General features: G+C 73.6%; 21 protein-coding genes. 17 read left to right on the plus strand and 4 right to left on the minus strand.

Annotated features, from left to right (window positions below; genetic code table 11):
• Nucleotides 1–52 precede the first annotated feature (52 nt).
• Both AB0950_RS06750 and AB0950_RS06755 read right to left on the minus strand, forming a co-directional pair.
• The gene (locus AB0950_RS06750; RefSeq protein WP_360573344.1) at nt 53–1,612 is read right to left on the minus strand and encodes an alpha/beta hydrolase; all 1,560 of its coding nucleotides are present in this window, start codon (nt 1,610–1,612) and stop codon (nt 53–55) included.
• Nucleotides 1,613–1,771: 159 nt separating this feature from the next.
• Entirely contained in the window at nt 1,772–2,812 is a 1,041-nt protein-coding gene (locus AB0950_RS06755) for an Rv2578c family radical SAM protein (RefSeq protein ID WP_360155607.1), read from the minus strand.
• 159 nt (nt 2,813–2,971) lie between these two features.
• Between AB0950_RS06755 and AB0950_RS06760 the strand changes: the two genes are divergently transcribed.
• The 11 genes from AB0950_RS06760 to AB0950_RS06810 all read left to right on the plus strand — a co-directional run bounded on the left by AB0950_RS06760 (nt 2,972) and on the right by AB0950_RS06810 (nt 17,741).
• Nucleotides 2,972–3,415: an SRPBCC family protein gene (locus AB0950_RS06760; protein WP_360155610.1), complete on the plus strand. Its 444-nt coding sequence runs from the start codon at nt 2,972–2,974 to the stop codon at nt 3,413–3,415.
• A gap of 152 nt (nt 3,416–3,567) precedes the next feature.
• Nucleotides 3,568–5,964, plus strand: a complete 2,397-nt coding sequence (locus AB0950_RS06765; protein ID WP_366777977.1) for an MFS transporter — start codon at nt 3,568–3,570, stop codon at nt 5,962–5,964.
• 167 nt (nt 5,965–6,131) lie between these two features.
• On the plus strand, nt 6,132–8,585 hold the full coding sequence (locus tag AB0950_RS06770) for a SpoIIE family protein phosphatase (protein ID WP_360573340.1): 2,454 nt from the start codon (nt 6,132–6,134) through the stop codon (nt 8,583–8,585).
• A 146-nt stretch (nt 8,586–8,731) separates the two neighbouring features.
• Nucleotides 8,732–9,451 (plus strand): methyltransferase domain-containing protein, encoded by a 720-nt coding sequence (locus tag AB0950_RS06775; RefSeq protein ID WP_360155619.1) that lies wholly within the window; start codon nt 8,732–8,734, stop codon nt 9,449–9,451.
• A 384-nt stretch (nt 9,452–9,835) separates the two neighbouring features.
• Complete coding sequence (locus tag AB0950_RS06780; protein WP_360155622.1) at nt 9,836–9,997, plus strand: hypothetical protein; 162 nt, start codon at nt 9,836–9,838, stop codon at nt 9,995–9,997.
• 54 nt (nt 9,998–10,051) lie between these two features.
• Nucleotides 10,052–10,885 carry a M55 family metallopeptidase gene (locus tag AB0950_RS06785; RefSeq protein WP_360155625.1) on the plus strand — a complete coding sequence of 278 codons (834 nt, stop codon included), beginning with the start codon at nt 10,052–10,054 and terminating at the stop codon, nt 10,883–10,885.
• Nucleotides 10,878–12,194, plus strand: a complete 1,317-nt coding sequence (locus AB0950_RS06790) for a M20/M25/M40 family metallo-hydrolase (protein WP_360573338.1) — start codon at nt 10,878–10,880, stop codon at nt 12,192–12,194. Before AB0950_RS06785 ends, AB0950_RS06790 begins: the two co-directional genes overlap by 8 nt.
• Before the next feature lie 3 nt (nt 12,195–12,197).
• Nucleotides 12,198–14,162 carry a prolyl oligopeptidase family serine peptidase gene (locus AB0950_RS06795; RefSeq protein ID WP_360573336.1) on the plus strand — a complete coding sequence of 655 codons (1,965 nt, stop codon included), beginning with the start codon at nt 12,198–12,200 and terminating at the stop codon, nt 14,160–14,162.
• Nucleotides 14,159–15,082, plus strand: coding sequence for an LD-carboxypeptidase (locus AB0950_RS06800; protein WP_360155634.1), 924 nt, complete (start codon nt 14,159–14,161; stop codon nt 15,080–15,082). The genes AB0950_RS06795 and AB0950_RS06800 overlap by 4 nt, the downstream gene beginning before the upstream one ends.
• 67 nt (nt 15,083–15,149) lie before the next feature.
• Nucleotides 15,150–15,716, plus strand: a complete 567-nt coding sequence (locus AB0950_RS06805) for a GNAT family protein (RefSeq protein ID WP_360155637.1) — start codon at nt 15,150–15,152, stop codon at nt 15,714–15,716.
• A 63-nt stretch (nt 15,717–15,779) separates the two neighbouring features.
• On the plus strand, nt 15,780–17,741 hold the full coding sequence (locus AB0950_RS06810; protein ID WP_360155640.1) for a DUF5107 domain-containing protein: 1,962 nt from the start codon (nt 15,780–15,782) through the stop codon (nt 17,739–17,741).
• Nucleotides 17,742–17,746: 5 nt separating this feature from the next.
• Here AB0950_RS06810 and AB0950_RS06815 read toward each other — a convergent pair whose 3' ends face one another.
• Together AB0950_RS06815 and AB0950_RS06820 are read right to left on the minus strand one after the other, a co-directional pair.
• A complete protein-coding gene (locus AB0950_RS06815; RefSeq protein WP_360155643.1) occupies nt 17,747–18,094 on the minus strand; it encodes a VOC family protein in 348 nt (115 codons plus the stop codon).
• Nucleotides 18,095–18,142: 48 nt separating this feature from the next.
• Nucleotides 18,143–19,096 (minus strand): LLM class F420-dependent oxidoreductase, encoded by a 954-nt coding sequence (locus tag AB0950_RS06820; protein WP_360155647.1) that lies wholly within the window; start codon nt 19,094–19,096, stop codon nt 18,143–18,145.
• 228 nt (nt 19,097–19,324) lie between these two features.
• On the opposite strand from AB0950_RS06820, the gene AB0950_RS06825 reads away from it, so the two are divergent.
• The 6 genes from AB0950_RS06825 (at nt 19,325) to AB0950_RS06850 (ending at nt 25,312) form a co-directional block, all read left to right on the plus strand.
• The gene (locus AB0950_RS06825) at nt 19,325–20,776 is read left to right on the plus strand and encodes an NAD(P)/FAD-dependent oxidoreductase (RefSeq protein WP_360155650.1); all 1,452 of its coding nucleotides are present in this window, start codon (nt 19,325–19,327) and stop codon (nt 20,774–20,776) included.
• A gap of 70 nt (nt 20,777–20,846) precedes the next feature.
• Nucleotides 20,847–22,694, plus strand: a complete 1,848-nt coding sequence (locus AB0950_RS06830) for a transketolase (protein WP_366777978.1) — start codon at nt 20,847–20,849, stop codon at nt 22,692–22,694.
• A complete protein-coding gene (gene ligD, locus AB0950_RS06835; RefSeq protein ID WP_366777979.1) occupies nt 22,691–23,623 on the plus strand; it encodes a non-homologous end-joining DNA ligase in 933 nt (310 codons plus the stop codon). Before AB0950_RS06830 ends, ligD begins: the two co-directional genes overlap by 4 nt.
• 45 nt (nt 23,624–23,668) lie before the next feature.
• Complete coding sequence (locus AB0950_RS06840) at nt 23,669–24,043, plus strand: gas vesicle protein (RefSeq protein WP_366777980.1); 375 nt, start codon at nt 23,669–23,671, stop codon at nt 24,041–24,043.
• Nucleotides 24,044–24,113: 70 nt separating this feature from the next.
• Entirely contained in the window at nt 24,114–24,545 is a 432-nt protein-coding gene (locus tag AB0950_RS06845; RefSeq protein ID WP_360155662.1) for a gas vesicle structural protein GvpA, read from the plus strand.
• Nucleotides 24,542–25,312: a GvpL/GvpF family gas vesicle protein gene (locus tag AB0950_RS06850; protein ID WP_360155665.1), complete on the plus strand. Its 771-nt coding sequence runs from the start codon at nt 24,542–24,544 to the stop codon at nt 25,310–25,312. Before AB0950_RS06845 ends, AB0950_RS06850 begins: the two co-directional genes overlap by 4 nt.

Below are 25,312 nucleotides of genomic sequence, written 5' to 3' on the forward strand. Positions count from 1 at the left end.
CATGGTGGACCACCCCACTGACAACGGCCCCGACGGGTTGATGCGGCGCGCGCTACCGGCGGAAGCCCAGCAGGCCGTGCAGGGCCGAGCCGCGTGACGACGGGGACGCCGCCTTCGCCGTCAGCGGCTTGGGATCCGGCGACTTCGGGCAGACCGCGTCGGCGACGCCCGTGCCCGAGCCGCGCGGGACGCTGCCGTCCCTGAGATACGCGGACAGGTACGCGTCCAGGCAGGCGTTGCCGCTCAGCGTGACGCCGTGGTTGCCGCCGCCCTCCTCCACCACCAGGCTGGAGCCGGCCAGCAGCCGGTGCGCCATGACCCCGCCCGGGTACGGCGTGGCCGCGTCCTCGGTCGCCTGGAACAGCAGCACCGGCGGCAGCCCGGCGTTGGCGATGTTCACCGGCCTGCGCCGCGCCGTCGGCCAGAACGCACACGGCGCGTTGTACCAGGCGTTGTTCCAGGCCATGAAGGGCGCCTTGCCGTAGACCGCCCAGGTGTCCGCCCGCCACCGGTTCCAGCTGCCGGGCCAGGAGGTGTCACGGCACTGCACCGCCGTGTAGACGCTGTAGCCGTTGTCCCCCGAGCCGTCCACGGCGCCGAACTTCCGGTACGCCTGCACCAGCGGCGCGGCGTTCCTCTCGCGCGCGTACGCCGCGAACGCCTGGGCGAGATAGGGCCAGTAGCCGTCGTAGTAGCCGCCGGGGATGAAGGTGTCCTCCAGTTCGGAGGCGCCCACCGTGCCGCCGGCCGGCTTCTTGGCCAGGGCCGCCCGCATCGCGTACCACTCGGCCCCGACCCGCTCGGGGTCCTTGCCGAGGTGGTACGTGGAGTCGTACCGGGCGATCCAGGCCATCAGCGCGCGGTGCCGCTCGTCGAAGGCGTAGTCCTGGCCGAGGTTGTCCCGGTACCAGACGCCGGTCGGATCGACCACCGAGTCCAGCACCAGACGGCGGACCCGCCCCGGGTACAGCTTGGCGTAGACCGCGCCGAGATAGGTGCCGTAGGAGTAGCCGAAGTAACTGATCCGCGGCGCGCCGAGGGCCGCGCGGATGGAGTCCAGGTCGCGCACGGCGCTGACCGTGTCCATGTACGGCAGCACGTCGGCGTGACGGCGGCCGCAGTCGGCGGCGAAGGACCGGGCGCGCGCGAGGTTGGTCCGCTCCACCGCGGCCGTGGCGGGCACGGTGTCCGGGCGGACCGTCCTGAAGTGGCCCGGCGCGCAGTCCAGGGCCGGGCGGCTGCGGCCGACCCCGCGCGGGTCGAAGCCGATGACGTCGTACTGCGCGGCCACGCTCCTGGGCAGCGCCGAGGCGACGAACCCGGCCAGGTTCAGGCCGCTGCCGCCGGGGCCGCCGGGGTTGACCAGCAGCGGCCCCTGCGAGGCCGGCGCGGTGTGCGGGACGCGGGACAGGGCGAGGGTGATCTGACGGCCCGACGGGTGCGCGTGGTCCAGCGGCACCTGCAGGGACGCGCACTGGAGCGTCGGGTAGTCGTCGGTGCCGCACGACCTCCAGGTGAGGTGCGCCGCCGGAGCGGCCTGCGCGGGAAGGGCGGTGACCGAGCCCGCCAGTACGGCGGCGGCTGCGCACAGCACGGCTGCGCGTGTTCTCATGCGTCCTCCCGGGACGGCGGTGTCGGCGGACCACGAGGGCCACGTCTCTCGCCGCATCGTCCCGGAATCGGCGCGCTGGACCGCGCACGCCGGGCGCAGTTGACCCGTTCGGAGTGCCCGAAGCGCTCGAACGCCCTCACCCGAGGGTCTGACACACCGTCACATGAGGGTCAGCTGGGTCGGTTCGGCCGGCGCCGGGGGTTCGGCCGGCTCCGCCGGGCGGATCCGGCGGGCCAGGCCCGGACGCGTGGGCCCGATGCCGTACTCCTGCGCCAGCTCGTGCACCTGACGGGTGATCCGGCGCTGGTACCACCGGGGTGCGTAGGCGCCCTCCGCGTACAGCCGCTCGTAACGCCGCACCAGGTGCGGGTGGTGCTGCCCGAGCCAGGCCATGAACCACTCCCGCGCGCCGGGCCGCAGATGCAGCACCAGAGGCGTGACGGAGGTGGCCCCGGCCGCCGCGATCGCCCGTACCGTGGCGCGCAGCTGCGCCGGGTCGTCGCACAGGAACGGGATCACCGGCGCCATCAGCACCCCGCAGCCGATGCCGCGCTCGCCGAAGGCGCGTACGACGTCCAGGCGGCGCTCGGGCGCGGGCGTGCCCGGCTCCACCGTGCGCCACAGCTCGGTGTCGAGGAAGCCCACGGAGACCGAGATGCCGATGTCGGTCACCTCGGCGGCCCGGACCAGCAGGTCCAGGTCGCGCAGGATCAGGGTGCCCTTGGTGAGGATCGAGAAGGGGTTGGCCTGCTCGGTGAGGGCGGAGATGATGCCCGGCATCAGCCGGTAGCGGCCCTCCGCGCGCTGGTAGCAGTCGACGTTGGTGCCCATCGCCACGTGGTCGCCCTGCCAGCGGCGGGAGGCGAGCTGGCGGCGCAGCACCTCGGGCGCGTTCACCTTCACCACGATCTGGGTGTCGAAGCCGATGCCGGTGTCGAGGTCCAGATAGCTGTGCGTCTTGCGGGCAAAACAGTAGACGCACGCGTGCGTACAGCCACGGTAGGGGTTCACGGTCCACTCGAACGGCATGCGGGAGGCGCCCGGCACCCGGTTCAGCACCGAGCGCGCCCGGACCTCGTGGAAGGTGATCCCGGCGAATTCCGGCGTGTCGAAGGTGCGGGTCACGACGGCGTCCGCGCCGAACAGCGCGGCTTCCGCCCGGCCGTGTTCGCTGTCCCCTGTGAGGTTCTCCCAGCGCATGACGCCTCCTCGGTAGCACTGCACTCACAATAGAACATCTGTTCCCATGATCGTGCGGCCCTGGTGGGAGCCCCGGACGGCACCCCCCGATTTGGGCGGCCGGGCGCCGGGGTGGTTGGCTTGCCCCAACCCCGAGAAACCAGGTCCTGGAGGAACGCAATGGCGCAGGTCGAGGCCACTACGGAGCGGGTCGTCGCGGCGGACGCGGAGAAGGTGTTCGACGCCCTCGCCGACTACCGCGGCACCCGGCAGAAGCTGCTGCCCGAGCACTTCAGCGAGTACGAGGTCCGTGAGGGCGGCGACGGCCAGGGCACCCTCGTGCACTGGAAGCTCCAGGCCACCAGCAAGCGGGTGCGCGACTGCCTGATGGAGGTCAGCGAGCCCACCGACGGCGAGCTGGTCGAGAAGGACCGCAACTCCACCATGGTCACCACCTGGCGCGTCACCCCGGCCGGCGAGGGCAGGTCCCGGGTCGTGGTCACCACCACCTGGAAGGGCGCCGGCGGCATCGGCGGCTTCTTCGAGAAGACCTTCGCCCCCAAGGGCCTCGGCCGGATCTACGACGCCATGCTGGCCAGGCTCGCCGCCGAGGTCGAGAAGTAGCCCCAAGCCTCCACCGGTGAAGGGGTGTTGCGCCCCTTCACCGGTTCGAGTGGACCTCCCCCGGGTCCGGAACGATGCCGTGACTCGCCGCAGTTGTTCACAGTTGACGCTCAATGCGGGAAATGTGACAGGTGTGACGAGGGGAGCGGTACGTGGGCGGCACGACACTCGTGGAGCAGGAGCCGGTGGTCGCACCGGCCGCGGAGCGGACCGCCGCCGCGCCAGAGACCCCCGCGTCCCCGGGCGTGCCCGGCCCGCACCGGGTCGGGCTGGTCTTCTTCGGGCTGATGCTCGCCCTGCTGCTGGCCGCGCTCGACCAGATGATCGTCGCGACCGCGCTGCCGAAGGTCGTCGGCGAACTGCACGGCCTGGACCGGATGTCCTGGGCGATCACCGCCTATCTGCTCACCTCCACCATCGGCCTGCCGCTCTACGGCAAGCTCGGCGACCTCTTCGGCCGCAAGGGCGTCTTCCAGTTCGCCATCGCCGTCTTCGTCATCGGCTCGGCGCTGGCCGGGCGGGCCCAGTCCATGGACCAGCTGATCGCCTTCCGCGCGGTCCAGGGCGTCGGCGCCGGCGGGCTCATGATCGGGGTGCAGGCGATCATCGCCGACATCGTGCCGCCCCGGCAGCGCGGCCGCTACATGGGCCTGATCGGCGCCGCCTTCGGCCTCGCCTCGGTCGCAGGTCCCCTGCTCGGCGGCTACTTCACCGACCACCTCTCCTGGCGCTGGTGCTTCTACATCAACGTCCCCTTCGGACTCGTCACCCTCGCCGTCGTCACCCTCGTCCTCAGGCTTCCGAAGCCCGCGAGCCGCGGCCGGCTCGACATCCTCGGCGCGCTGCTGCTCGCCGCCGCCTCCACCTGCCTGGTGCTGCTGACCAGTTGGGGCGGCACCGAGTACGCCTGGGGCTCGCGGCAGATCATCGGCCTCGGCGCCGGCGCGCTCGCCTCGGCCGTGCTCTTCCTCGTCGCCGAGCGCTTCGCCGCCGAACCCGTCATCCCGCTGCGGCTGTTCCGCGACTCCGTCTTCAACGTCTCCGGCCTGGTGGGCCTCGTGATCGGCGTCGCCCTGTTCGGCGCCGCGAGCTATCTGCCGACCTTCCTGCAGATGGTCGACGGGGCCAGCGCCACCGAGTCCGGGCTGCTGATGCTGCCCATGATGGCCGGGATCGTCGGCGCCTCCGTCATCGGCGGCCAGCTCATCAGCCACACCGGCCGTTACAGGATCTATCCGGTGCTCGGCGGCGCCGTCTCCGCCGCCGGCATGTGGCTGCTGTCCCGGCTCGCGGTGGACACGCCCCGGCTGCACTACAGCGTCTGGATGGCCGTCCTCGGCGCCGGCATCGGCATGGTGATGCCCGTCCTCGTCCTCGCCGTGCAGAACTCGGTGCGGCCCGCCGACCTCGGCACCGCCACCAGCGCCAACAACTACTTCCGGCAGATCGGCGGCAGCGTCGGCGCCGCGATCTTCGGCACCCTGTTCGCCGACCGGCTCGCCCACTCCCTGCGCAGGGAACTGCCCGTGAGCGCGGGCGTCCGGCTGCCCGACCCCGAGTCCATCACCCCGCAGCTCGTCCACGCGCTGCCCCCGGCCCTGCGCGACGCCTACATCCGCGCCTACGCCGACGCGATGCCCCGGATCTTCCTCTACCTCGTCCCGGTGCTCGTCCTCGGCCTCCTCATCGCCTTCTTCCTCAAGGAGAAACCCCTGGTGTCCCACCACACCGCCGAAACCGAGCCCGAGACCGCCGGCACCGCGATCCCGCCGGCCCGTTCCTCCCACACCGCCGGAATCCCCGTCTGCGGCACCGTCCAGCACCCCGACGGCACCGTGGTGCCCCGCGCCGCGCTCACCCTCATCGACGTCGCCGGGCAGCAGATCGGGCGCGGCGCCAGCGGCGACGACGGACGGTACGCGCTCAGCACGCCCGGCTCCGGGTCGTACGTGCTGATCGCCGCCGCCGGCGGCCACCAGCCGCAGGCCGTCTCCGTCACCGTCGGCGAGCGGCCCGTCGAACTCGACGTCGTCCTCGGCGGCGCCGGCCGCCTCGCCGGCAGCGTCCTCACCGCCGACGGCAGCCCCGTGCGCGACGCCACCGTCACCCTCACCAACGTGCACGGCGAGGTCGTCGCCGCCACCCGCAGCGGGCGCGAGGGCGGCTACGTCATCACCGAACTGGTCGCCGGCGAGTACACCCTCGCCGCCAGCGCCCCCGCCTTCCGCCCGGCCGCCCTCCCGGTCACCGTGCAGGCCTCCCGGGAGACCCGGCAGGACGTCGAACTGGCGGGCGGCGCCGTGCTGCGCGGCACCGTCCGGGCGAGCGGCGGACGGCCCGTGGAGGACGCGCGCGTGACGCTCCTCGACGCCGCCGGGAACGTGGTGGACACGCTCACCACCTCGGCGGACGGAACGTTCCGGTTCGTCGACCTGTCCTCGGGCGAGTACACCGTCATCGCCGCCGGTTACCCGCCGGTCGCCACCGTGCTCCAGGTCGCGGGCGGCGGCCGTACCGAACGGGACCTGCAGCTGGGTCACGAGGACTGAGCGGGACCGTACGCAGGCGCCCGGCGGGGCGCCTGACCGCGCGCCGGGCGCGATCCGGTGAAAGGCAATTCCAGGATTGCCACACATCGCGACCGGCCGCCGCCGTACCGTAGTGGCGGGCGGCACAGATCGTTTGCGTACAGCCGTGGGGAGAGAGGGCCTGGGCCATGGACCGTGGCAGCGAGCGGGACACACCTCCCGGGAGCGGCGCCGGCGACGCGGCGGCGGGCCGGATTCCGCTGGCCGTGGTCGTCGTCGACCGCGACGGTCTGGTGTCCCACTGGAGCAGCGGCGCGCGGCGCCTGTTCGGCGCCGCCAGGGAGGAGGCCGTCGGGTGCCCGGCGGCCGACCTGCTGCCGGTCTCCGGCGCCCTCCCCGAGGAGCTGCACGGCGCGATGCCGGACGCCTACGAGGAGTACGACGGGCTCGGCCCCGACCTGGAGGCCTCGCTCGGCGGCCGCACCGCCTACCCCACCGCCGGCCGCGCCCGCGTCGTCCCGCACGGACACCGGCCCGACGACGACCGGCTCGACGTGCTGTGGTGGGCCTACCCGCTGGTCGGCCCCGGACCGTCCCGGCTGCTCGTGCTCGCCGCCGACGCCACCCGGCTGCGCGACGAGCGCGGGTACGACGACGAGACCGCCGAACGCATCTCGCCCGGTTTCGTCCGCCACACCGAACTGCCCGCCTCCGAGGAGCTCGAACGCAGGCTGCCCGAGATCCTGCCCAACATGGGCCCGGGACTGAGCGGCCGCATCGTCTCCCAGGTCCTCGAACTGGGCTATCCGGTGCTGGAGTTCAGCCAGTTCGACCGGGTGCCCGTCACCCCGTACTGGGGCGTGCCCCGCCGGCCCGGGCGCAGGCGCGCCGAGGCCGTCGTGCCCCCGCAGCGGACCGCGCCGGCCGCCGTCGTCCCCGAGGGCGCGGAGCAGGACCTGGAGTACGCCGCCGTGCGGGAGCGGCTGGAGTTCCTCAACGAGGTCAGCTCCGGCATCGGCTCCTCCCTCGACCTCGGCGAGACCATCCGCGAGGTCACCAGCGCCGCCGTACCCCGGTTCGCGGACTTCGCCGGCACCCATCTGCGCGCCGCCGTCCTCGCCGGCGAGGGCTTCCCGGACGGCCCGCCGGACGCCAGCACCGTGATGTTCCGGGTGTGGGTGGAGCACAACGACGAACCGGGCCGCTGGGACGACACCGTGCCGGTCGGCGAGGCCTTCGCCTTCCCCGAGCACACCCCGTTCTACAAGTGCATGAGCACCGGCGAGCCCGTGCTGATCCCGCGGGTCACCGAGGAGCTGTCCGAGCGGATCGCCGGCGAGTTCGAGAAGCGCGACCTCAGACCGCTGATCGGCGGCCGCTCCCTGCTGATCGTGCCGCTCAAGGCCCGCAACGTCGTCCTCGGCTTCATGGTGCTGATGCGCCGCCCGGACCGCCCGGCCTTCGACGACATGGACCGCACCACGGGCGCCGAACTCGCCGCCCGCGCAGGGCTCGTGCTCGACAACGCCCGTATGTACACCTACCAGGAGAACGTCGCCGAGACCCTGCAGGACAGCATGCTCCCGCAGGTCACCCCGCGGATGGCCGGCTGCGACGTCGCCACCCGCTATCTGCCGGGCACCCGGCTCGGCCGGATCGGCGGCGACTGGTTCGACACCATCAAACTGCCCGGGTCGCGCACCGCGCTCGTGGTCGGCGACGTCATGGGCCACGGCCTGAACTCGGCCGCGATGATGGGCCAGTTGCGCACCGCCGTGCAGACCATGGCCACCATGGAGACCCCGCCCGCCCAGCTGCTGCGCAACCTCGACGACCTGGCCCGCCGGCTCGGCGACAACTACCTCGCCACCTGTCTGTACGCCGTCTACGACCCGATCCGCGGCGCACTGCACCTCGCCAACGCGGGCCACATCCCGCCCGTGCTCGTGCGCGCCGAGGACGGCAGCAGCGACCTGCTCGACCTGCCCACCGGCGCGCCCATCGGCGTCGGCGGCGTCCCCTTCGAGGCCACCCGGGTGAGGGTCTCGCCCGGCGACCGGCTGGTGCTGTGCACCGACGGCCTGGTCGAGGTCCGCGGCTCCGACATAGGCGAGGGCCTCGCCGCCCTCTGCGAGTCCGCCGCCCATCCCGCCGCCTCGATGGACGACGCCTGCGACACCATCATCCGCGCGCTGAACACGCGCGGCGGCCGCAAGGACGACGTCGCCCTGCTCATGGCCCGCCTCAACGGCATCCCGGACGACCATGTCGCCGAATGGCGGCTGGACGCGGACCCGCGCGACGTCGCCCGGGCCCGCCGCCTGGTCCGCGCACAGTTGCTGGAGTGGGGGCTGCCGCAGGCCGTGGAGACCGCCGAGCTGCTGGTCAGCGAGGTCGTCACCAACGCCGTACGGCACGCCGTGAGCGAGTCCGTCGGACTGCGCGTGGTCCGCACCGATGCGCTGCTGTTCGAGGTCACCGACGACGAGCCCGCCCTGCCCGAGATGCTCGCCGCCGGGCCGTACGACGAGTCGGGGCGCGGCCTGCGCGTGGTCAGCCGGCTGGCCCAGGAGTGGGGCGCCAGCGCGACCGGGCACCGCAAGACCGTGTGGTTCGAACAGGCTCTCGCCGGACGGAGATGACCAGCAGGGGGCGCGCAGTGCGCTGACGTGCGCCCCCTTCAGGTTGTCCGGGGTCCGTACATCCAGTGAAGGTGGCCTCCCGCCCCTTGCCCCGCTCGGGGCCCCCGCGATATCCCGATCACGGAACCGAACCGTGGGGAGATCGCATGAACGTCTCGGACAAGTACCGCAGCAACTGGGAGAGTTACTGGAGCGAGACCTCGGACGACACCGGCGAGGCGATCTGGGACAGCGATCCCGCCCTCTCCGCCGAACCGCACAGCGCCCTGCTGCTGGCCCACGCGGACCCGGCGCGCACCATCGTCGACCTGGGCTGCGGCAACGGCACCCAGACCCGCCATCTCGCCACCCGGTTCGCCCGTGCCGTCGGCGTCGACCTCTCGCACGCGGCCGTCGAGCACGCCCGCCGCGCCACGCCGGACGGTGCGGTGGAGTTCGAGCAGCTCGACCTCACCGACTCCGAAGCGGTGCGCGCCCTGCACGAGCGGCTCGGCGACGTCAACGTCTACATGCGGGCCGTCATCCACCAGAGCGAGCCCGCGGCGCGGCCGGCGGTCGCCGCCGCCGTCGCCGAACTCATCGGCGCCGAGGGCCGCGCGTTCGTCGTGGAACTCACCTCCGGCTCCCGGGACGTGCTGGGGCGTGCCGCGTCCCAGGAAGGCGGGCCTGGGCCCAAGCTGCAGCGTGTCTTCCAGCACGGGTTGAAGCCGGCCGACGCCGACGACTCGGAGATCCCGCGGCTGCTCGGCGAGGCCGGTCTGAAGGTCCTCGCCGAGGGCGAGACGGTCGTGCCGCAGACCGAGCACCTGACCGACGGCACCCGCATCGACCTGCCGGCCCACTGGTTCGTCCTCGCCGGAGCGTAGGCCCGAGGGGTGTGCGGGACCGCCGGCCCGCACACCCCTCCGCCCGGTCCGGAACCGGTCGCTCCGAATCCGGCTGGATCACCGCAGGTGTGCAAGGGGGGCCCTCAGCCGTTTCCGTTCGTACGGCGGAAGCACGCAGCCGGGGGCCGCGGCGCACCCCGCGCTCCGGGCGCCCGCAGACGGCTCCCGAGGGGCTGCTGCCCACGCCGCCCGACGAACGGGAGACCTCCTTCGGCAGCCGGCCCGACAGCCACTACCTCATCCCACAGCTCTCCTACGCCGTGCGCCCCGGCCTTCTTCATCGGCTACGACACCAAGGACGGCCGGCATCTGACGGGCATCCCCGGCTGCCGCGCGGCCGTCCGCGACGGCTGCTTCGACGGCGTGGTGCTGGACTACTCCGGGGGCCTTCCCCCGGCCGAGCAGGCCGTCCGCCAGGAGATGCGCACCACCGGCCGCTACCGCCTCACCGGCTCCCTGCCGTTCCGCACCTCCATCGGCGCCGGCCACTTCGAGAGCTGGGTCCGGCAGAAGAGCGCCGCGTGACGGCTCGCCCCGAGTCGTAGCCTTGCCGCTGTCCGGCGCGTAACGTGACGCAGCATGAAGATCCTGATCAGTGCCGACATGGAGGGGGCCACGGGCGTCACCTGGCCGGCCGACGTGCTGCCGGGCACGCCGCAGTGGGAGCGGTGCAGGTCGATGTTCACCTCGGACGTGAACGCCGCCGTACAGGGCTTCTTCGACGGCGGCGCCGACGAGGTGCTCGTCAACGAGGCCCACTGGACCATGCGCAACCTGCTGCTGGAGCACCTCGACGAGCGGGTGGAGATGCTCACCGGACGACACAAGGCGCTGTCCATGGTGGAGGGGGTGCAGCACGGCGACGTCGACGGCATCGCGTTCGTCGGCTACCACGCGGGCGCCGGCATGGAGGGCGTCCTCGCCCACACCTACCTCGCCAACCAGATCACCGGCGTCTGGCTGAACGACGTCCGCGCCAGCGAGGGGCTGCTCAACGCGCGCGTCGTCGCCGAGTACGGCGTGCCCGTCGTCCTCGTCACCGGCGACGACGTGGCCTGCGAGGACGCGCTCGGCTACGCGCCCGAGGCGTTGAAGGTCGCGGTGAAGGACCATGTGTCCCGGTACGCGGCGGTGTGCCGGACACCGGCGCGTACGGCCGCCGACATCCGCGCCGCCGCCAAGGAGGCCGCCCGCCTGGCGGTGCGCCACGAACCCGTCGGCGCCGGGCCGTTCACCGTGGCCGTCGAGTTCGACGCCGAGCACCTGGCGATGGCCGCGACCGTCGTGCCCGGCCTCGCGCGGACCGGGGAGCGGAAGGTGGCGTACACCAGCGCCACGATGTACGAGGGGATCAGGACGTTCAAGGCGGTCACCACCGTGGTCTCCGCCGCCGTGGAGGAGCAGTATGGCTGACGGGCACCCCGACCGGCAGGCCCTGGACGAGGTCGTGGAGTTCACCTCGGGCCTGATCCGCATCGACACCACCAACCGGGGCGGCGGGGACTGCCGGGAGCGGCCCGCCGCCGAGTACGCCGCCGAGCGGCTGGCCGGGGCCGGCCTGGAACCGGTTCTGCTGGAGCGCACCCCGGGCCGCACCAACGTCGTCGCCCGGATCGAGGGCACCGACCCGTCCGCCGACGCCCTGCTGGTCCACGGCCACCTCGACGTGGTGCCCGCCGAGACGGCCGACTGGAGCGTGCACCCCTTCTCCGGGGAGATCCGCGACGGGGTGGTGTGGGGGCGCGGCGCCGTCGACATGAAGAACATGGACGCGATGATCCTCGCGGTCGTCCGGTCCTGGGCCCGGCAGGGCGTGCGGCCCCGCCGGGACCTCGTCATCGCGTTCACCGCCGACGAGGAGGCCAGCGCCGAGGACGGCTCCGGTTTCCTCGCCGACGAGCATCCCGGTCTGTTCGAGGGCTGCACCGAGGGCATCAGCGAGTCCGGCGCCTTCACCTTCCACGACGGCGCCGGCCGGCAGCTCTACCCGATCGCGGCGGGGGAGCGGGGCACCGGCTGGCTCAAGCTCACCGCGCGCGGCCGGGCCGGGCACGGCTCGAAGGTGAACAAGGAGAACGCGGTGACCCGGCTCGCCGCCGCCGTCACCCGGATCGGCGAGCACGAGTGGCCGCTGAGGCTCACCCCCACCGTCCGCTCCGCGCTTGCCGAACTCGCCGCGCTGTACGGCATCGAGCCCGACTTCCGGGACGTGGACCGGCTGCTGGAGAAGCTCGGCCCGGCCGCCAAGCTGGTCGAGGCGACGATCCGCAACAGCGCCAACCCCACGATGCTGGACGCCGGTTACAAGCTGAACGTCATCCCCGGCGAGGCCGTCGCCCACGTCGACGGACGGTATCTGCCCGGTGGCGAGGAGGAGTTCACCGCCACCCTCGACCGGCTGACCGGCCCGGACGTGCACTGGGAGTTCGCGCACCGGGAGGTCGCCCTCCAGGCGCCGCTGGACTCGCCGACGTACGCGAAGATGCGGGCCGCCGTCGAGGAGTTCGCGCCCGAGGGACACGTGGTGCCGTACTGCATGTCGGGCGGCACGGACGCCAAGCAGTTCTCCCGGCTCGGCATCACCGGATATGGTTTCGCCCCGCTGAAGCTGCCCGAAGACCTCGACTACCAGGCGCTGTTCCACGGCGTGGACGAGCGCGTGCCCGTCGAGGCACTGCACTTCGGCGTGCGGGTGCTCGACCGCTTCCTGCGGACGGCCTAGGGGATGGGGGACCAGATGATCACCACACCGTACGGTTCCTGGCCGTCGCCCGTCGACGCGGCCCTGGCCGCCGCGCACGACGGCCGGCCGGAGTGGACCGGCTTCGTCGGGGACGAGACCTGGTGGACCGAACCCCGGCCCACCGAGGGCGGCCGCCGCGCCCTGATACGGCGCCGCGCCGACGGCACCGAGGAGTCCGTGCTGCCCGCGCCCTGGAACGTGCGCAGCCGCGTCATCGAGTACGGCGGCCGGCCCTGGGCCGGGGCCGTACAGGACGGGCACCCCCTCATTGTCTTCGTCCACTTCGCCGACCAGCGGCTCTACCGGTACGAACCCGGCGGCGAGCCGCGCCCGCTCACCCCGGTGTCGGCCGTGGGCGGCGGGCTGCGCTGGGCCGACCCGCGCGTGGACCTGGAGCGCGGCGAAGTCTGGTGCGTGCTGGAGGAGTTCACCGGCGACGCCCCCGGTGACCTGCGGCGCGTCCTGGCCGCCGTACCGCTGGACGGCTCGGCCGCCGAGGACCGGGGCGCCGTCCGCGAACTCACCGACGACCGGCACCGGTTCGTCACCGGGGCACGCCTCGCCCCCGACGGCCGGCGCGCCGCCTGGCTCGCCTGGGACCATCCGCGCATGCCGTGGGACGGCACGGAACTGCTCGTGGCCGACATCGGCGACGACGGCACCCTGCACGACGTGCGGACCGTCGCCGGCGGACCCGAGGAGGCCGTCGCACAGGCCGAGTGGGACGCGGACGGCAGGCTCCTCCACAGCAGCGACCGCAGCGGCTGGTGGAACCTCTACCGCGACGGCACCCCGCTGTGCCCGCGCGAGGAGGAGTTCGGCGGACCCCTCTGGCAGCTCGGGCTGCGCTGGTTCGCGCCGCTCGACAACGGGCTGATCGCGGTCGTCCACGGCAAGGGACCGGCCGTGCTCGGCGTCCTGGACCCGGAGTCCGGTGAGATCGTCGACGCCGCCGGCCCGTGGACCGAGTTCCCGGCCCACCTCGCGGCCCACGGCACCCGGGTGACCGCGATCGGCGCGAGCCCGCGCACCGCCTACGAGGTGGTCGAGCTGGACACCGCCACCGGCCGGGCCCGCGCGATCGGCGCCCGGCACCGGGACGCCGTCGACCCCGCGTACTACCCGGAGCCGCAGATCCGCGTCTTCACCGGCCCGGACGGCCGCGAGGTGCACGCCCACGTCCACCCGCCGCACCACCCCGGACACACCGCCCCCGACGGCGAGCTGCCGCCCTACGTCATCTGGGCGCACGGCGGCCCCACCGGCCGGGTGCCGCTCGTGCTGGACCTGGAGATCGCCTACTTCACCTCCCGCGGCATCGGGGTCGCCGAGGTGAACTACGGCGGCTCCACCGGATACGGCCGGGCCTACCGGGAGCGGCTGCGCGAGCAGTGGGGCGTGGTCGACGTCGAGGACTGCGCGGCCGTCGCCCGGGCCCTCGCCGACGAGGGCACCGCCGACCCCGCCCGGCTCGCCATCCGGGGCGGCAGCGCGGGCGGCTGGACCACCGCCGCCTCCCTGACCACGACCGACGTCTACGCCTGCGGCACCATCCTCTACCCGGTCCTGGACCTGACCACCTGGGGCCCGGGGGAGACCCACGACTTCGAGTCCCGCTACCTGGAGTCGCTGATCGGCCCGTACGCCGAGGTGCCCGCCCGGTACGCCGAGCGTTCCCCGGCCGCCCACGCCGACCGGCTCACCGCGCCGTTCCTGCTGCTCCAGGGTCTGGACGACGTGATCTGCCCGCCCGCCCAGTGCGAACGCTTCCTCGCCCGGATCGCCGGCCGGGAGGTGCCGCACGCCTACCTCACCTTCGAGGGGGAGGGGCACGGGTTCCGGCGGGCGGAGACCATGGTGCGCGCCCTGGAGGCCGAACTCTCCCTGTACGCCCAGGTGTTCAAGCTGGACGTGCCCGGCGTCCCGAGACTGGAGCTGCACACGTGAAGCAACTGACGCGGCCGGCGCGGCTGGCCCCGGGCGCCCGGGTGGCCGTCGTCGCCCCCAGCGGGCCGGTGCCCGAGGAGCGGCTGCAGGCGGGGCTCGACGTGCTGCGCGGCTGGGACCTCGACCCGGTCGTGGCACCCCATGTGCTCGACCGGCACGCCGAGTTCGGCTACCTCGCCGGCCGCGACGCCGACCGTGCGGCGGACTTCCAGAACGCCTGGTGCGACCCGTCGGTGGACGCGGTGCTGTGCGCCCGCGGCGGGTACGGCGCGCAGCGCATGGCCGACCTGCTGGACTGGGACGCGATGCGGGCGGCCGGGCCGAAGGTCTTCGTCGGCTTCAGCGACATCACCGTGCTGCACGAGGCCTTCGCCGCCCGGCTGGGCCTCGCCACGCTGCACGGGCCGATGGCGGCCGGCGTCGACTTCCTCAAGAACGCCGCGGCGCAGGAGCATCTGCGGGCCACGCTGTTCGCGCCGGAGACGGTGCGCACCATCACCTCCGGCGGCTCCGCCCTGGTGCCCGGCCGGGCGCGCGGCGTGACCCTCGGCGGCTGTCTGAGCCTGCTCGCCGCGGAACTGGGAACCCCGCACGCGCGTGCCTCGGCGGCCGGCGGGCTGCTGTGCCTGGAGGACGTGGGCGAGGAGACGTACCGGCTGGACCGGTACCTCACCCAGCTGCTGCGCGCGGGCTGGCTCCAGGGGGTGCGCGGGGTGCTGCTCGGCTCCTGGGAGGAGTGCTCCGCCTACGCCGAGGTGCGCCCGATGCTCGCCGACCGGCTCGGCGCGCTCGGTGTGCCGGTGGCGGAGGAGTTCGGCTTCGGGCACTGCGCGGGCGCCCTGACGATCCCCTTCGGCGTGGCGGCCGAACTCGACGCCGGCGCGGGCACGCTGACCCTGGACGAGCCCGCACTGCGCTGACCGCGGCACCTACGCGGTGACCCCTTGCGGCGACGGCGCGGGCGGGAGGCCGTACTACCCTGGCCCGATGCCGCACACCGCGCCCCACTACCTCGCCGAGGGCCCCCGCGTGGCCATCCGCCACTTCACCCTCGAGGACGGCCCCGAGTTCACCGCGCGGGCCCGCGAGAGCAAGGACCTGCACCGGCCCTGGCTGTTCCCGCCGGACAGCGAGGACGCCTACGCCGCCTACGCGCGCCCGCTGATCGAGGACCCGGCGAAGGCCGGCTTCCTGGTGTGCGAGAAGGACAGCGGGGACATCGCCGGATACATCAACATCAACAACATCGTGCGCGGCGCCTTCCAGTGCGGCGCCCTCGGCTACGGGGTCTTCGCGCACGCCGCCGGGCGCGGTCTGATGCGCGAGGGCCTCGGCCTGGTCGTCGACCACGCCTTCGGGCCGCTCGGGCTGCACCGGCTGGAGATCAACGTACAGCCCGGCAACACCGCCTCCATCGCGCTGGCGCGCGGCGCCGGCTTCCGGCTGGAGGGGTTCTCCCCGGCCATGCTCTTCCTCGACGGCGCCTGGCGCGACCACGAACGCTGGGCGCTCACCGCCGAGATGCGCGACGGGATGAGCCAGTCCACCGCCTGAGCACACCCTTTGCGTAATCCTGACCGGCACGTCCCCTGGCCGAGACGACCCGCGCCGGGTTCCATGGTGATCGTGACGAGGATCCGACGTGAGGTACTGACGCTGCCCGCCGCGCAGTTGGGCCCGGACAACCCCCTGCCCCCGCTGCGCCCCCTCGACGAGGTCCACCGCATCGACGACCGGGACCGGGACGGCATGCCCGGGGACATGGGCCGCCAGCTGGGCTACGAACCGCTGCGCAGCCTGCTCCCGGTCCGCGTCCGCGACGGCTACGGCAGAACCCGCGAGCCCCGCCCCCTCGACGCCCTGGTGATCGAGAACGACCGGCTGCGCGCCACCGTCCTGCCCGGCCTCGGCGGCCGCATCGCCTCCCTGGTCCACCTGCCGACCGGACGCGAACTCCTCTACGCCAACCCGGTGTTCCAGCCCGCCAACTTCGCCCTCAACGGCGCCTGGTACTCCGGCGGCGTCGAATGGAACATCGGCGCCACCGGCCACACCACCCTGTCCTGCGCACCCCTGCACGCCGCCCGCGTCCCCGCCCCGGACGGCGGCCAGATGCTGCGCCTGTGGGAGTGGGAGCGGCTGCGCGACCTGCCCTTCCAGGTCGACCTGTGGCTGCCCGACGGCTCCGACTTCCTCTACGTCGGCGTCCGCGTCCGCAACCCGCACGAGCGCCCTGTGCCGACCTACTGGTGGTCCAACATCGCGGTGCCGGAGGAGGTCCGCGTCCTCGCCCCCGCCGAGGAGGCCTGGCACTTCGGCTACGAGCGCCGGCTGCGCCGGGTGCCCGTCCCGTCGTACGACGGCACCGACCGCACCCACCCCCTGAACAGCCCTTACGCCGCCGACTACTTCTACGAGGTGCCGGACGGCCGCCGCCGCTGGATCGCCGCGCTGGACGCCGACGGCCACGGACTGGTGCAGACGTCCACCGACACCCTGCGCGGCCGCAAGCTGTTCGTGTGGGGCCACCTGCCCGGCGGCCGGCGCTGGCAGGAGTGGCTCACCGAACCCGGCACCGGCGGCTACTGCGAGATCCAGGCCGGGCTCGCCCGCACCCAGCTGGAACACGTCCGGCTGGAGGCGGAGAGCGAGGTGTCCTGGCTGGAGGCGTACGGCCCGCTCGACGCCCCGCCCGAGGGGGAGTGGGACCAGGTGGTCCGGGGCGCCGAGGAACGCCTTCAGTCCGCCCTGCCCCGCGCCCGGGTCGAGGAGGCGTACGCGGCGTGGCAGCCGTGCGCCGACACCGAACCTGGCGAGATCCTGGCCGCCGGCTCCGGCTGGGGCGCCCTCGAAGTGCTGCGCGCCGACTGGAAGCTGCCCGGCACCCCGTTCCCCGAGTCCACCCTCGGCGACGCCCAGGCACCCTGGCGGGAACTGCTGCGCACCGGCTGCCTGCCGGAGCCGCGCCGGGTACGGCCGCCGGGCGAGACCCTCGTCGCCCCGCACTGGCGGGACATGCTGGAGACCGCGCCCGCCACCCCGCACACCGAGTACCACCTCGGTGTCGCCCAGTGGCACGCCGGCGACCGCGCGCAGGCGGTCCGCAGCTGGGAGCGCGCCCTCGAACTCGCCCCGTCCCTGTGGCCGCTGCTGCGCTGCCTGGCCGTCGCCGACCAGGAGTCGGGCCACCACGAGCGGGCCGCCGACCGGTACGCGGACGCCTTCGACGACCTGTGCCGCGAACGGCGCGACGACGGCGCGGCATGGACGGCCGCCGTGGCCGCGCTCGGCCGGGAGGCCCTTCAGGCGCTGCTCCGGGTGCGGCGGACGGCGCAGGCCCGCGCGGTCTGGGACCGGCTGCTGCCCGGCGTCCGCCGGCGCGGCCGCTTCCGGCTCCTCCAGGCCGAGCTGCTGCTCGCCGAGGGCCGGCCCGCCGACGCCCGGGCGCTCTTCGACCCCGGGTTCGAGGTGGCCGACCTGCGGGAGGGCGAGGAGGTGCTGGGCCGGCTGTGGTCCCGGCTCACCGACGAGCCCCTCCCCGCCCGCTACGACTTCCGGATGCGGCCCGACGTGCTCTGACGGGCTCAGCCGCGCTGGTCGACGTACTCGAACACCGAGCCGTCCGGGTGCATCGCGAGGAGATTGCGGCCCACCGGCGTCGGCACCGGACCCGCGAGGATCCGGGCGCCGAGCTCGGTCAGCAGCCGGTGGGCCTCCTCGACGTCCTTCACCGCGATGGTCGCCGTCACCTTGCGCAGGATGTCCAGCTCCTCCTCCGGCCCGCTCATCAGCAGGAACGAGCCGATCGCGGCCACCTGCACCCCGCCGCGCTCGAACCGCAGGGCTCTGCCGGCGGCGAGCCGCTCGTAGAACGGGATCGCGGTCTCGAGGTCGTCGACGCAGATGCGCAGTGAGGCGCCCAGAATCTCCATGCGCCCGAGCCTAGTTGGACCGCGCCGGCGTGTGCAGGGCCCCTTGGATCAGGGCAGCTGCGGCAGCACCTTCGTCCGGTAGAAGTCGAAGAACCCCTGCTGATCGGGCCCGATCTGGTTCACGTACACCCGGTCGAACCCGGCGTCGGCGTACGACTTCAGCACGGACACGTGCTGGTCGGCGTCGTCCCCGCACACGACCTTCTCGCGCACCATGTCCTCGGTGACCAGCTCGTGCAGCTGCTCGAAGTGCTGCGGCGACGGCAGCACCTGACCCATCTCGCCGGGCAGCAGCTCGTTGTACCAGAGCCGGTGCACCGTACGGACGCACTCCTCGCGATCGGTGCCGTAGCACACCTTCGTCCCGCCGCTGACCGGCTTCGCGCCGCCGCCGCCCTTGCGGAACTGGGTGACCATCTCGTCGTCCGGCATCATGCTGATGTACCCGTCGCCCACCCGGGCGGCCAGCGAGATCGCCTTCGGGCCGAAGCCGGAGATGTCGATGGGGACCGGCTCGTCCGGGACGGTGTAGAGGCGGGCGTTCTCCACGGTGTAGTGGGTGCCCCGGTGGTTGACCTCCTCGCCGGTGAACAGCCGGCGCATCACCTGGATGGCCTCCTCCAGCATCTCCAGGCGCACGTGCGTCGGCGGCCAGCGGTCGCCCAGGATGTGCTCGTTCAGCGCCTCGCCGGTGCCCACGCCCAGCCGGAAACGGCCCTCGGTCATCACCGCGCTGGTCGCCGCCGCCTGCGCCGTCACCGCCGGGTGCATCCGCACGGTCGGACAGGTCACCGCCGTCTCGATCGGCAGGGACACCGCCTCCGACAGGGCGCCGATCACGGACCACACGAAGGCGCTCTGTCCCTGCGCGTCGTTCCACGGGTGGTAGTGGTCGGAGATCCACAGCGCCCGGAACCCGGCCTGCTCGGCCATCCGGGCCTGCTCGACGAGCGCGGCCGGGCTGTGCTCCTCGCTCGCCAGGAAATAGCCGTACTCGGGCATGGAAAGCACCTCCGCGTCGGCGGGACGGTCCGGCGTGTGATGTCCCGGTGTGATCCGGTCCGGGCCCGGGTAACCGGGGCGCACGGCGCAAAACGCGGCGCGGGCGGGGCCGCGCGGCGCGGCGTTCGGGTGCTGCGGGGGGCGTACGGGTGACCCGCCCGGCGTTTGGGTGCCCCGGCCCCGGTTACGCGGAAAGCCTCGGACGAGCCGCACCGCCGGAGGCGCACCGTGAGCCGACCTCATGTCGTGATCGTCGGCGCCGGGTTCGCCGGGTACCGGGCCGCCCGCACACTGGCCCGGCTGACCCGGAACCGGGCCGACGTCACGTTGCTGAACCCGACCGACTACTTCCTGTACCTGCCGCTGCTGCCCCAGGTCGCCGCCGGCAGCCTGGAGGCCCGCAGGGTCACCGTGTCGCTGCCGGGCACCCTGCACGGCGTGCGGATGGTGCTCGGCGAGGCGGACCACGTCGACCTCGACGCCCGCACCGTCCACTACTCCGACCCCGAGGGGGGCATCGGCACCCTCGGCTACGACCGGCTGGTGCTCTGCGTCGGCAGCGTCAACAAGCTGCTGCCCGTCCCCGGGGTCGCCGAGCACGCGCACGGCTTCCGCGGGCTGCCCGAGGCGCTGTACCTGCGCGACCACGTGACCCGCCAGGTGGAGCTGGCCGCCACCGAGGACGACCCGAAGGTGTGCGCGGCCCGCTGCACCTTCGTCGTGGTGGGCGCCGGCTACACCGGCACCGAGGTGGCCGCGCAGATGCAGCTGCTCACCGACCGGCTGGCGCGCCGGCACCCGCTGCCCGTCCGGCCGCACTGGATCCTGCTCGACGTGGCGCCGCGGGTGCTGCCGGAGCTGGCCGAGCGGCTCTCCCGCACCGCCGACCGGGTGCTGCGGGGGCGGGGCGTCGACGTGCGGATGGGCACCTCGGTGAAGGAGGCCACCCATGACGGGGTGCTGCTCACCGACGGGGAGTTCGTGCCGTCCCGGACGCTGGTGTGGTGCGTCGGGGTACGGCCCGACCCGCTGGTGGAGGCGGTCGGACAGCCGCTGGAGCGGGGCCGGCTGATCGTCGACCCCTATCTGCGGCTGCCGGGCCGGGCCGACGTGTTCGCCTGCGGGGACGCGGCCGCCGTACCGGACCTGGAGCAGCCGGGGTCGTTCACGCCGATGACGGCCCAGCACGCCTGGCGGCAGGGCCGGGTGGCCGGGGAGAACGTGGCCGCCTCGCTCGGCCTCGGCAGGCGCCGGCGGCCGTACCGCCATCGCGACCTGGGCTTCGCGGTCGACCTGGGCGGGGCGCAGGCCGCCGCCAACCCGCTCGGCGTCTCGCTGTCCGGTCCGGCGGCCGGCGCGGTCACCCGCGGCTACCACCTGGCCGCGCTGCCCGGCAACCGGATCCGGGTGGCCGCGGACTGGCTGCTGGACGCCGTACTGCCGCGCCAGGGCGTCCAGTTGGGCCTCGTACGGTCCTGGTCGGTGCCCCTGGACACGGCGTCCCCGGAGCTGCCGCGCGTCCCCGGCGGACCGGAGAGGAACCGGGGACGTGAGCGGGCGGCGGAGCCGGAGGGTGCGGGCGAGCCGCCCGCCGCCGGGCACGAGCCCGGCGACCACCCCGCCCCCGGCCCGGTCAAGCGCACCGATCCCCCGGCACCCGGGGAGCCCGCCGACGAGTGACCCCGCGCACTGTGCCCGGCCACCCGGCTCCTTTGGCGCCGTACCCCCTCGACTCACCGCAAGGAGATCCATGAACACCGACGAACTCGTCGAACTCGGACAGCAGTTGCGCGTGGACAGCGTGCGGGCGTCCGCCGCCGCGGGGTCCGGGCATCCCACGTCCTCGATGTCCGCCGCCGATCTGATGGCCGTGCTGCTCGCCCACCACCTGCGCTACGACTTCGAACGCCCCGAGCACCCCGCCAACGACCGGTTCGTGCTGTCCAAGGGGCACGCCTCACCGCTGCTGTACGCCGCGTACAAGGCGGCCGGCGCGATCGAGGACGGCGAGCTGCTCACCTTCCGGGGGCTCGGCAGCCGGCTGGAGGGGCATCCCACGCCCCGGCGGCTGCCCTGGGTGGAGACGGCCACCGGCTCCCTCGGCCAGGGCCTGCCGGTCGGCGTCGGCATCGCCCTGGCCGGCAAGCGCCTGGACCGCACCGGGTACCGGGTGTGGGTGCTGTGCGGCGACAGCGAGCTGGCGGAGGGCTCGGTGTGGGAGGCCGCCGAACACGCCGGGCACGAGCACCTGGACAACCTGATCGTCGTCGTCGACGTCAACCGGCTCGGCCAGCGCGGGCCCACCCGGCACGGCCACGACCTGGACGCCTACGCCCGCCGCTTCCAGGCCTTCGGCTGGCACACCGTCGAGATCGACGGCCACGACGTCGACAAGATCGACCGGGCCTACGGCGAGGCGCTGTCCACGGCCGGGCAGCCCGTGGCGATCCTCGCCCGCACCCTCAAGGGCAAGGGCGTCGCCGCCGTCGAGGACCTCGAGGGCCACCACGGCAAGCCGCTGCCCGACGCCGAGGAGGCCGTCGCCGAACTCGGCGGGCCGCGCTCCCTGCACGTCCGGGTGCACGAGCCGCCGGCCGCCGCCGCGCTGCGCGATCTGACCACCGAGGTGCTCCAGCTGCCGCGCTACGACCAGGGCGACCAGGTGGCCACCCGGGACGCCTTCGGCGCGGCCCTCGCCGCGCTCGGCAGCGCCCGCGGCGATGTCGTCGCCCTGGACGGCGAGGTCGGCGACTCCACCCGCACCGAGGAGTTCGCCAAGGCCCACCCCGACCGGTTCTTCGAGTGCTACATCGCCGAACAGCAGCTGGTCGCCGCGTCCGTCGGCATGGCCGCCCGGGGCTGGCTGCCGTACGCCTCGACGTTCGCCGCGTTCCTCACCCGCGCCTACGACTTCGTGCGGATGGCGTCCATCAGCGGCTCCGGCATCAACCTGGTCGGCTCGCACGCCGGGGTCTCCATCGGCCAGGACGGGCCCTCGCAGATGGGCCTGGAGGACCTGGCGATGTTCCGCGCCGTGTACGGCTCGACCGTGCTGTACCCGTGCGACGGCAACCAGACCGCCCGGCTGGTCGCGGCCATGGCCGGCCTCGACGGGATCCGCTATCTGCGCACCTCGCGCGGCAAGACCCCGGTGGTCTACGGCCCCGACGAGGAGTTCTGGGTGGGCGGCAGCAAGACGCTGCGCGCAAGCGAGGAGGACCGGCTGACGGTCGTCGCGGCCGGGGTCACCGTGCCCGAGGCGCTGACCGCGGCGGACCGGCTCGCCGAGGACGGCATCCGGGTCCGGGTGATCGACCTGTACTCGGTCAAGCCCGTCGACGCGGACACGCTGCGCCGGGCCGCCGAGGAGACCGGCTGTCTGCTCACCGTGGAGGACCACCACGCCGAGGGCGGCCTCGGCGACGCCGTCGCGGAGGTCTTCGCCGACGGCCGTCCGGTGCCCCGTCTGGTCCGGCTCGCGGTGCGCACCATGCCGGGCTCGGCCGCGCCCGACGAGCAGCTGCACGCGGCCGGCATCGACGCCGCGGGCATCACGGCGGCGGCGAAGCTGCTGGTCGAGGAGGCGGTCGTGCGATGAGCGACGACGCGCGGTCCATACGGGCGGGCCGCCGCACGGTGCGGATCCAGCGGCCGGGGAAGGTCCTCTTCCCCGGCGGCTCCAGCGCCAAGGAGTACACCAAGGGCGATCTCGCCGACTACTACCGGTCCGTCGCACCGGCCATGCTGCCGCATCTGCGGGGCCGCCCGCTGATGCTGGAGCGGTATCCCGACGGCATCGACGCCCAGCGGTTCATGCAGAAGAACGTCCCCGCGCACTACCCGGACTGGATCACCCGCGCCGAGGTCGCCAAGGAGGGCGGCACGGTCACGCACGCCGTCTGCGACGACACCGCCACTCTGCTCTACCTGGCCGACCAGGCCTGCATCACCCTGCACCGCTGGCTGTCCCGCACCGACCGGGCCGGCGGCGTCGACCACCCCGACCAGCTCGTCTTCGACCTCGACCCTCCCCGTGACGACTTCTCCCCGGTGCGCGAGGCGGCCGGCCGGCTCAAGGAGCTGCTGGACGACCTGGAACTGCCCGCCGCCCCCATGACCACCGGCTCGCGCGGACTCCATGTCGTGGTCCGCCTCGACGGCCGCGCCGGCTTCGACGAGGTCCGCGCATTCGCCCGCGCCGCCGCCGAGTTGCTGGTGTCCCGGCACCCTGACCGGCTCACCACCGCCGCCCGCAAGGACGACCGCGGCGACCGCCTCTACCTCGACGTGCAGCGCAACGCCTACGCCCAGACCGCCGTCGTCCCCTACACCGTCCGCGCCCGCCCCGGCGCCCCCGTCGCCGTACCCCTGTCCTGGGACCAGCTGGACGATTCCGGGCTCGACGCCCGCCGCTGGACCATCGCGGACGCCGCCGAGCAGGCCCGCACCGACCCCTGGGCCGGCCTGCCGGGCCGGGGCCGCTCCCTGGGCCCGGCACGGCGGCGCCTGGAGGACCTCGGCTCCTGAAGGTTTGGCCATGGGATGAGGGGCCACCCGCAGAGGGAGGTGGCCATGTCGAACACAAAGAACACATCCCAGTCACCAAGCTCACAAGAAGACCAAAATCCACAGGAGTCACACGGCACGGACGAGCGCGGCACGGCGGACGAGCGACGGCCCGCACCCATGGAAGTACTGCGCGGGGCGCGTGCCCAGCTCGCCGAACTCACCGGACTCGCCCCCGAATCGGTGACCTCCTTCGAGCAGACCGAAGACGGATGGTCGCTCGAGATGGAGGTCCTGGAACTCGCACGGGTCCCGGACACCATGAGCCTGATGGCGAGCTACCAGGTCGATCTCGACCAGGAGGGCCGGCTCACCGGCTACCGGCGTGTCCAGCGCTACGAACGCGGACGCACCGACGCGCGCCGAGCCGGCGGCCGCTAGGCCGCCGCACCGCCTGCCGCGCCCACGAGCGCCGCGTGACCCCGACCTACGACGAGGAGGAACAGCCGGCATGACCGTTGTCCCGGCACAACAGACCGGAGGCGGAGGCGGCACCAGCGGCCTCTACGACGTACTGGAACTGGTTCTGGACAGGGGACTGGTGATCGACGCGTTCGTGCGCGTCTCCCTGGTCGGCATCGAGATCCTGAAGATCGACGTGCGGGTCGTCGTGGCCAGCGTCGACACCTATCTGCGCTTCGCCGAGGCGTGCAACCGCCTCGACCTGGAGGCCGGACCCAGCAAGAGCCCCGGGCTGCCCGAGATCGTGGGCGACATGACCGAGTCCGGCGCCCATGGCAAGTCGAAGGGAGCACTGTCCGGCGCCGCCGAGACCATCTCCGACGCCTTCAAGCAGGCCCGCGGCGAACGCGAGCCGGAGGAGGCCGAGCGGGAGCGGCCGCGCCCCCGCAAGACGGTGCGCCGTAAGGAGGAGCAGGAGTGAGCACGTACGTCTACGGAATCACCGCCCGGTCGCACCCGGCCCTCCCCGAGGGCATGACCGGGATCGGGGAGCCGCCCCGCCCGGTGCGTGTGATCACCGCCGGCGACCTGGCGGCCGTGGTCAGCGACGCCCCCGAAGACCTGCGCCCCAAACGCCGCGACCTGCTCGCCCACCAGAACGTGCTGGCCGAGACCGGCGCGGGCGGCTGTGTGCTCCCGATGCGCTTCGGCAGCGTCTCCCCCGACGACGACACCGTCGCCCAGGTGCTGACGGAGCGGGCCGAGCACTATCTGGAGCGGCTGCGCGAACTGGACGGCAAGGTCGAGTACAACGTCAAGGCCAGCCACGTCGAGGACGCCGTCCTGCACCGCGTGATGGCCGAGGACGCCGAACTGCGGGCGCTCGCCGAGGCCAACCGGAAGGCGGGCGGCGGCACGTACGAGGACAAGGTGCGGCTCGGCGAGATGGTCGCCTCCGCCGTGAAGGCCAGGGAGGCCGAGGACGCCGCCGAGGTGCAGGACCTGCTGGAGCCGTCCGCCGCCGCGGTGGCCGTGGGGCCGGAGTCCACCGGCTGGCTGATGAACGTGTCGTTCCTGATCCCCCGCACCGCGGCCGAGGAGTTCATCACCGCCGTGGAGGCGGTCCGCAAGAGCCATCCCCACCTGGAGCTGCGCGTCAACGGGCCGCTGCCGCCGTACAGCTTCGTCGAGCCCGGCCCCGCCGAGCCCGCCGGCAGCACGGCCGGCGCCGGACACGGCGCACCGTGA

It is taken from the genome of Streptomyces sp. NPDC007189 (genome assembly GCF_040703635.1).
In the GTDB taxonomy this organism is placed as follows: domain Bacteria; phylum Actinomycetota; class Actinomycetes; order Streptomycetales; family Streptomycetaceae; genus Streptomyces.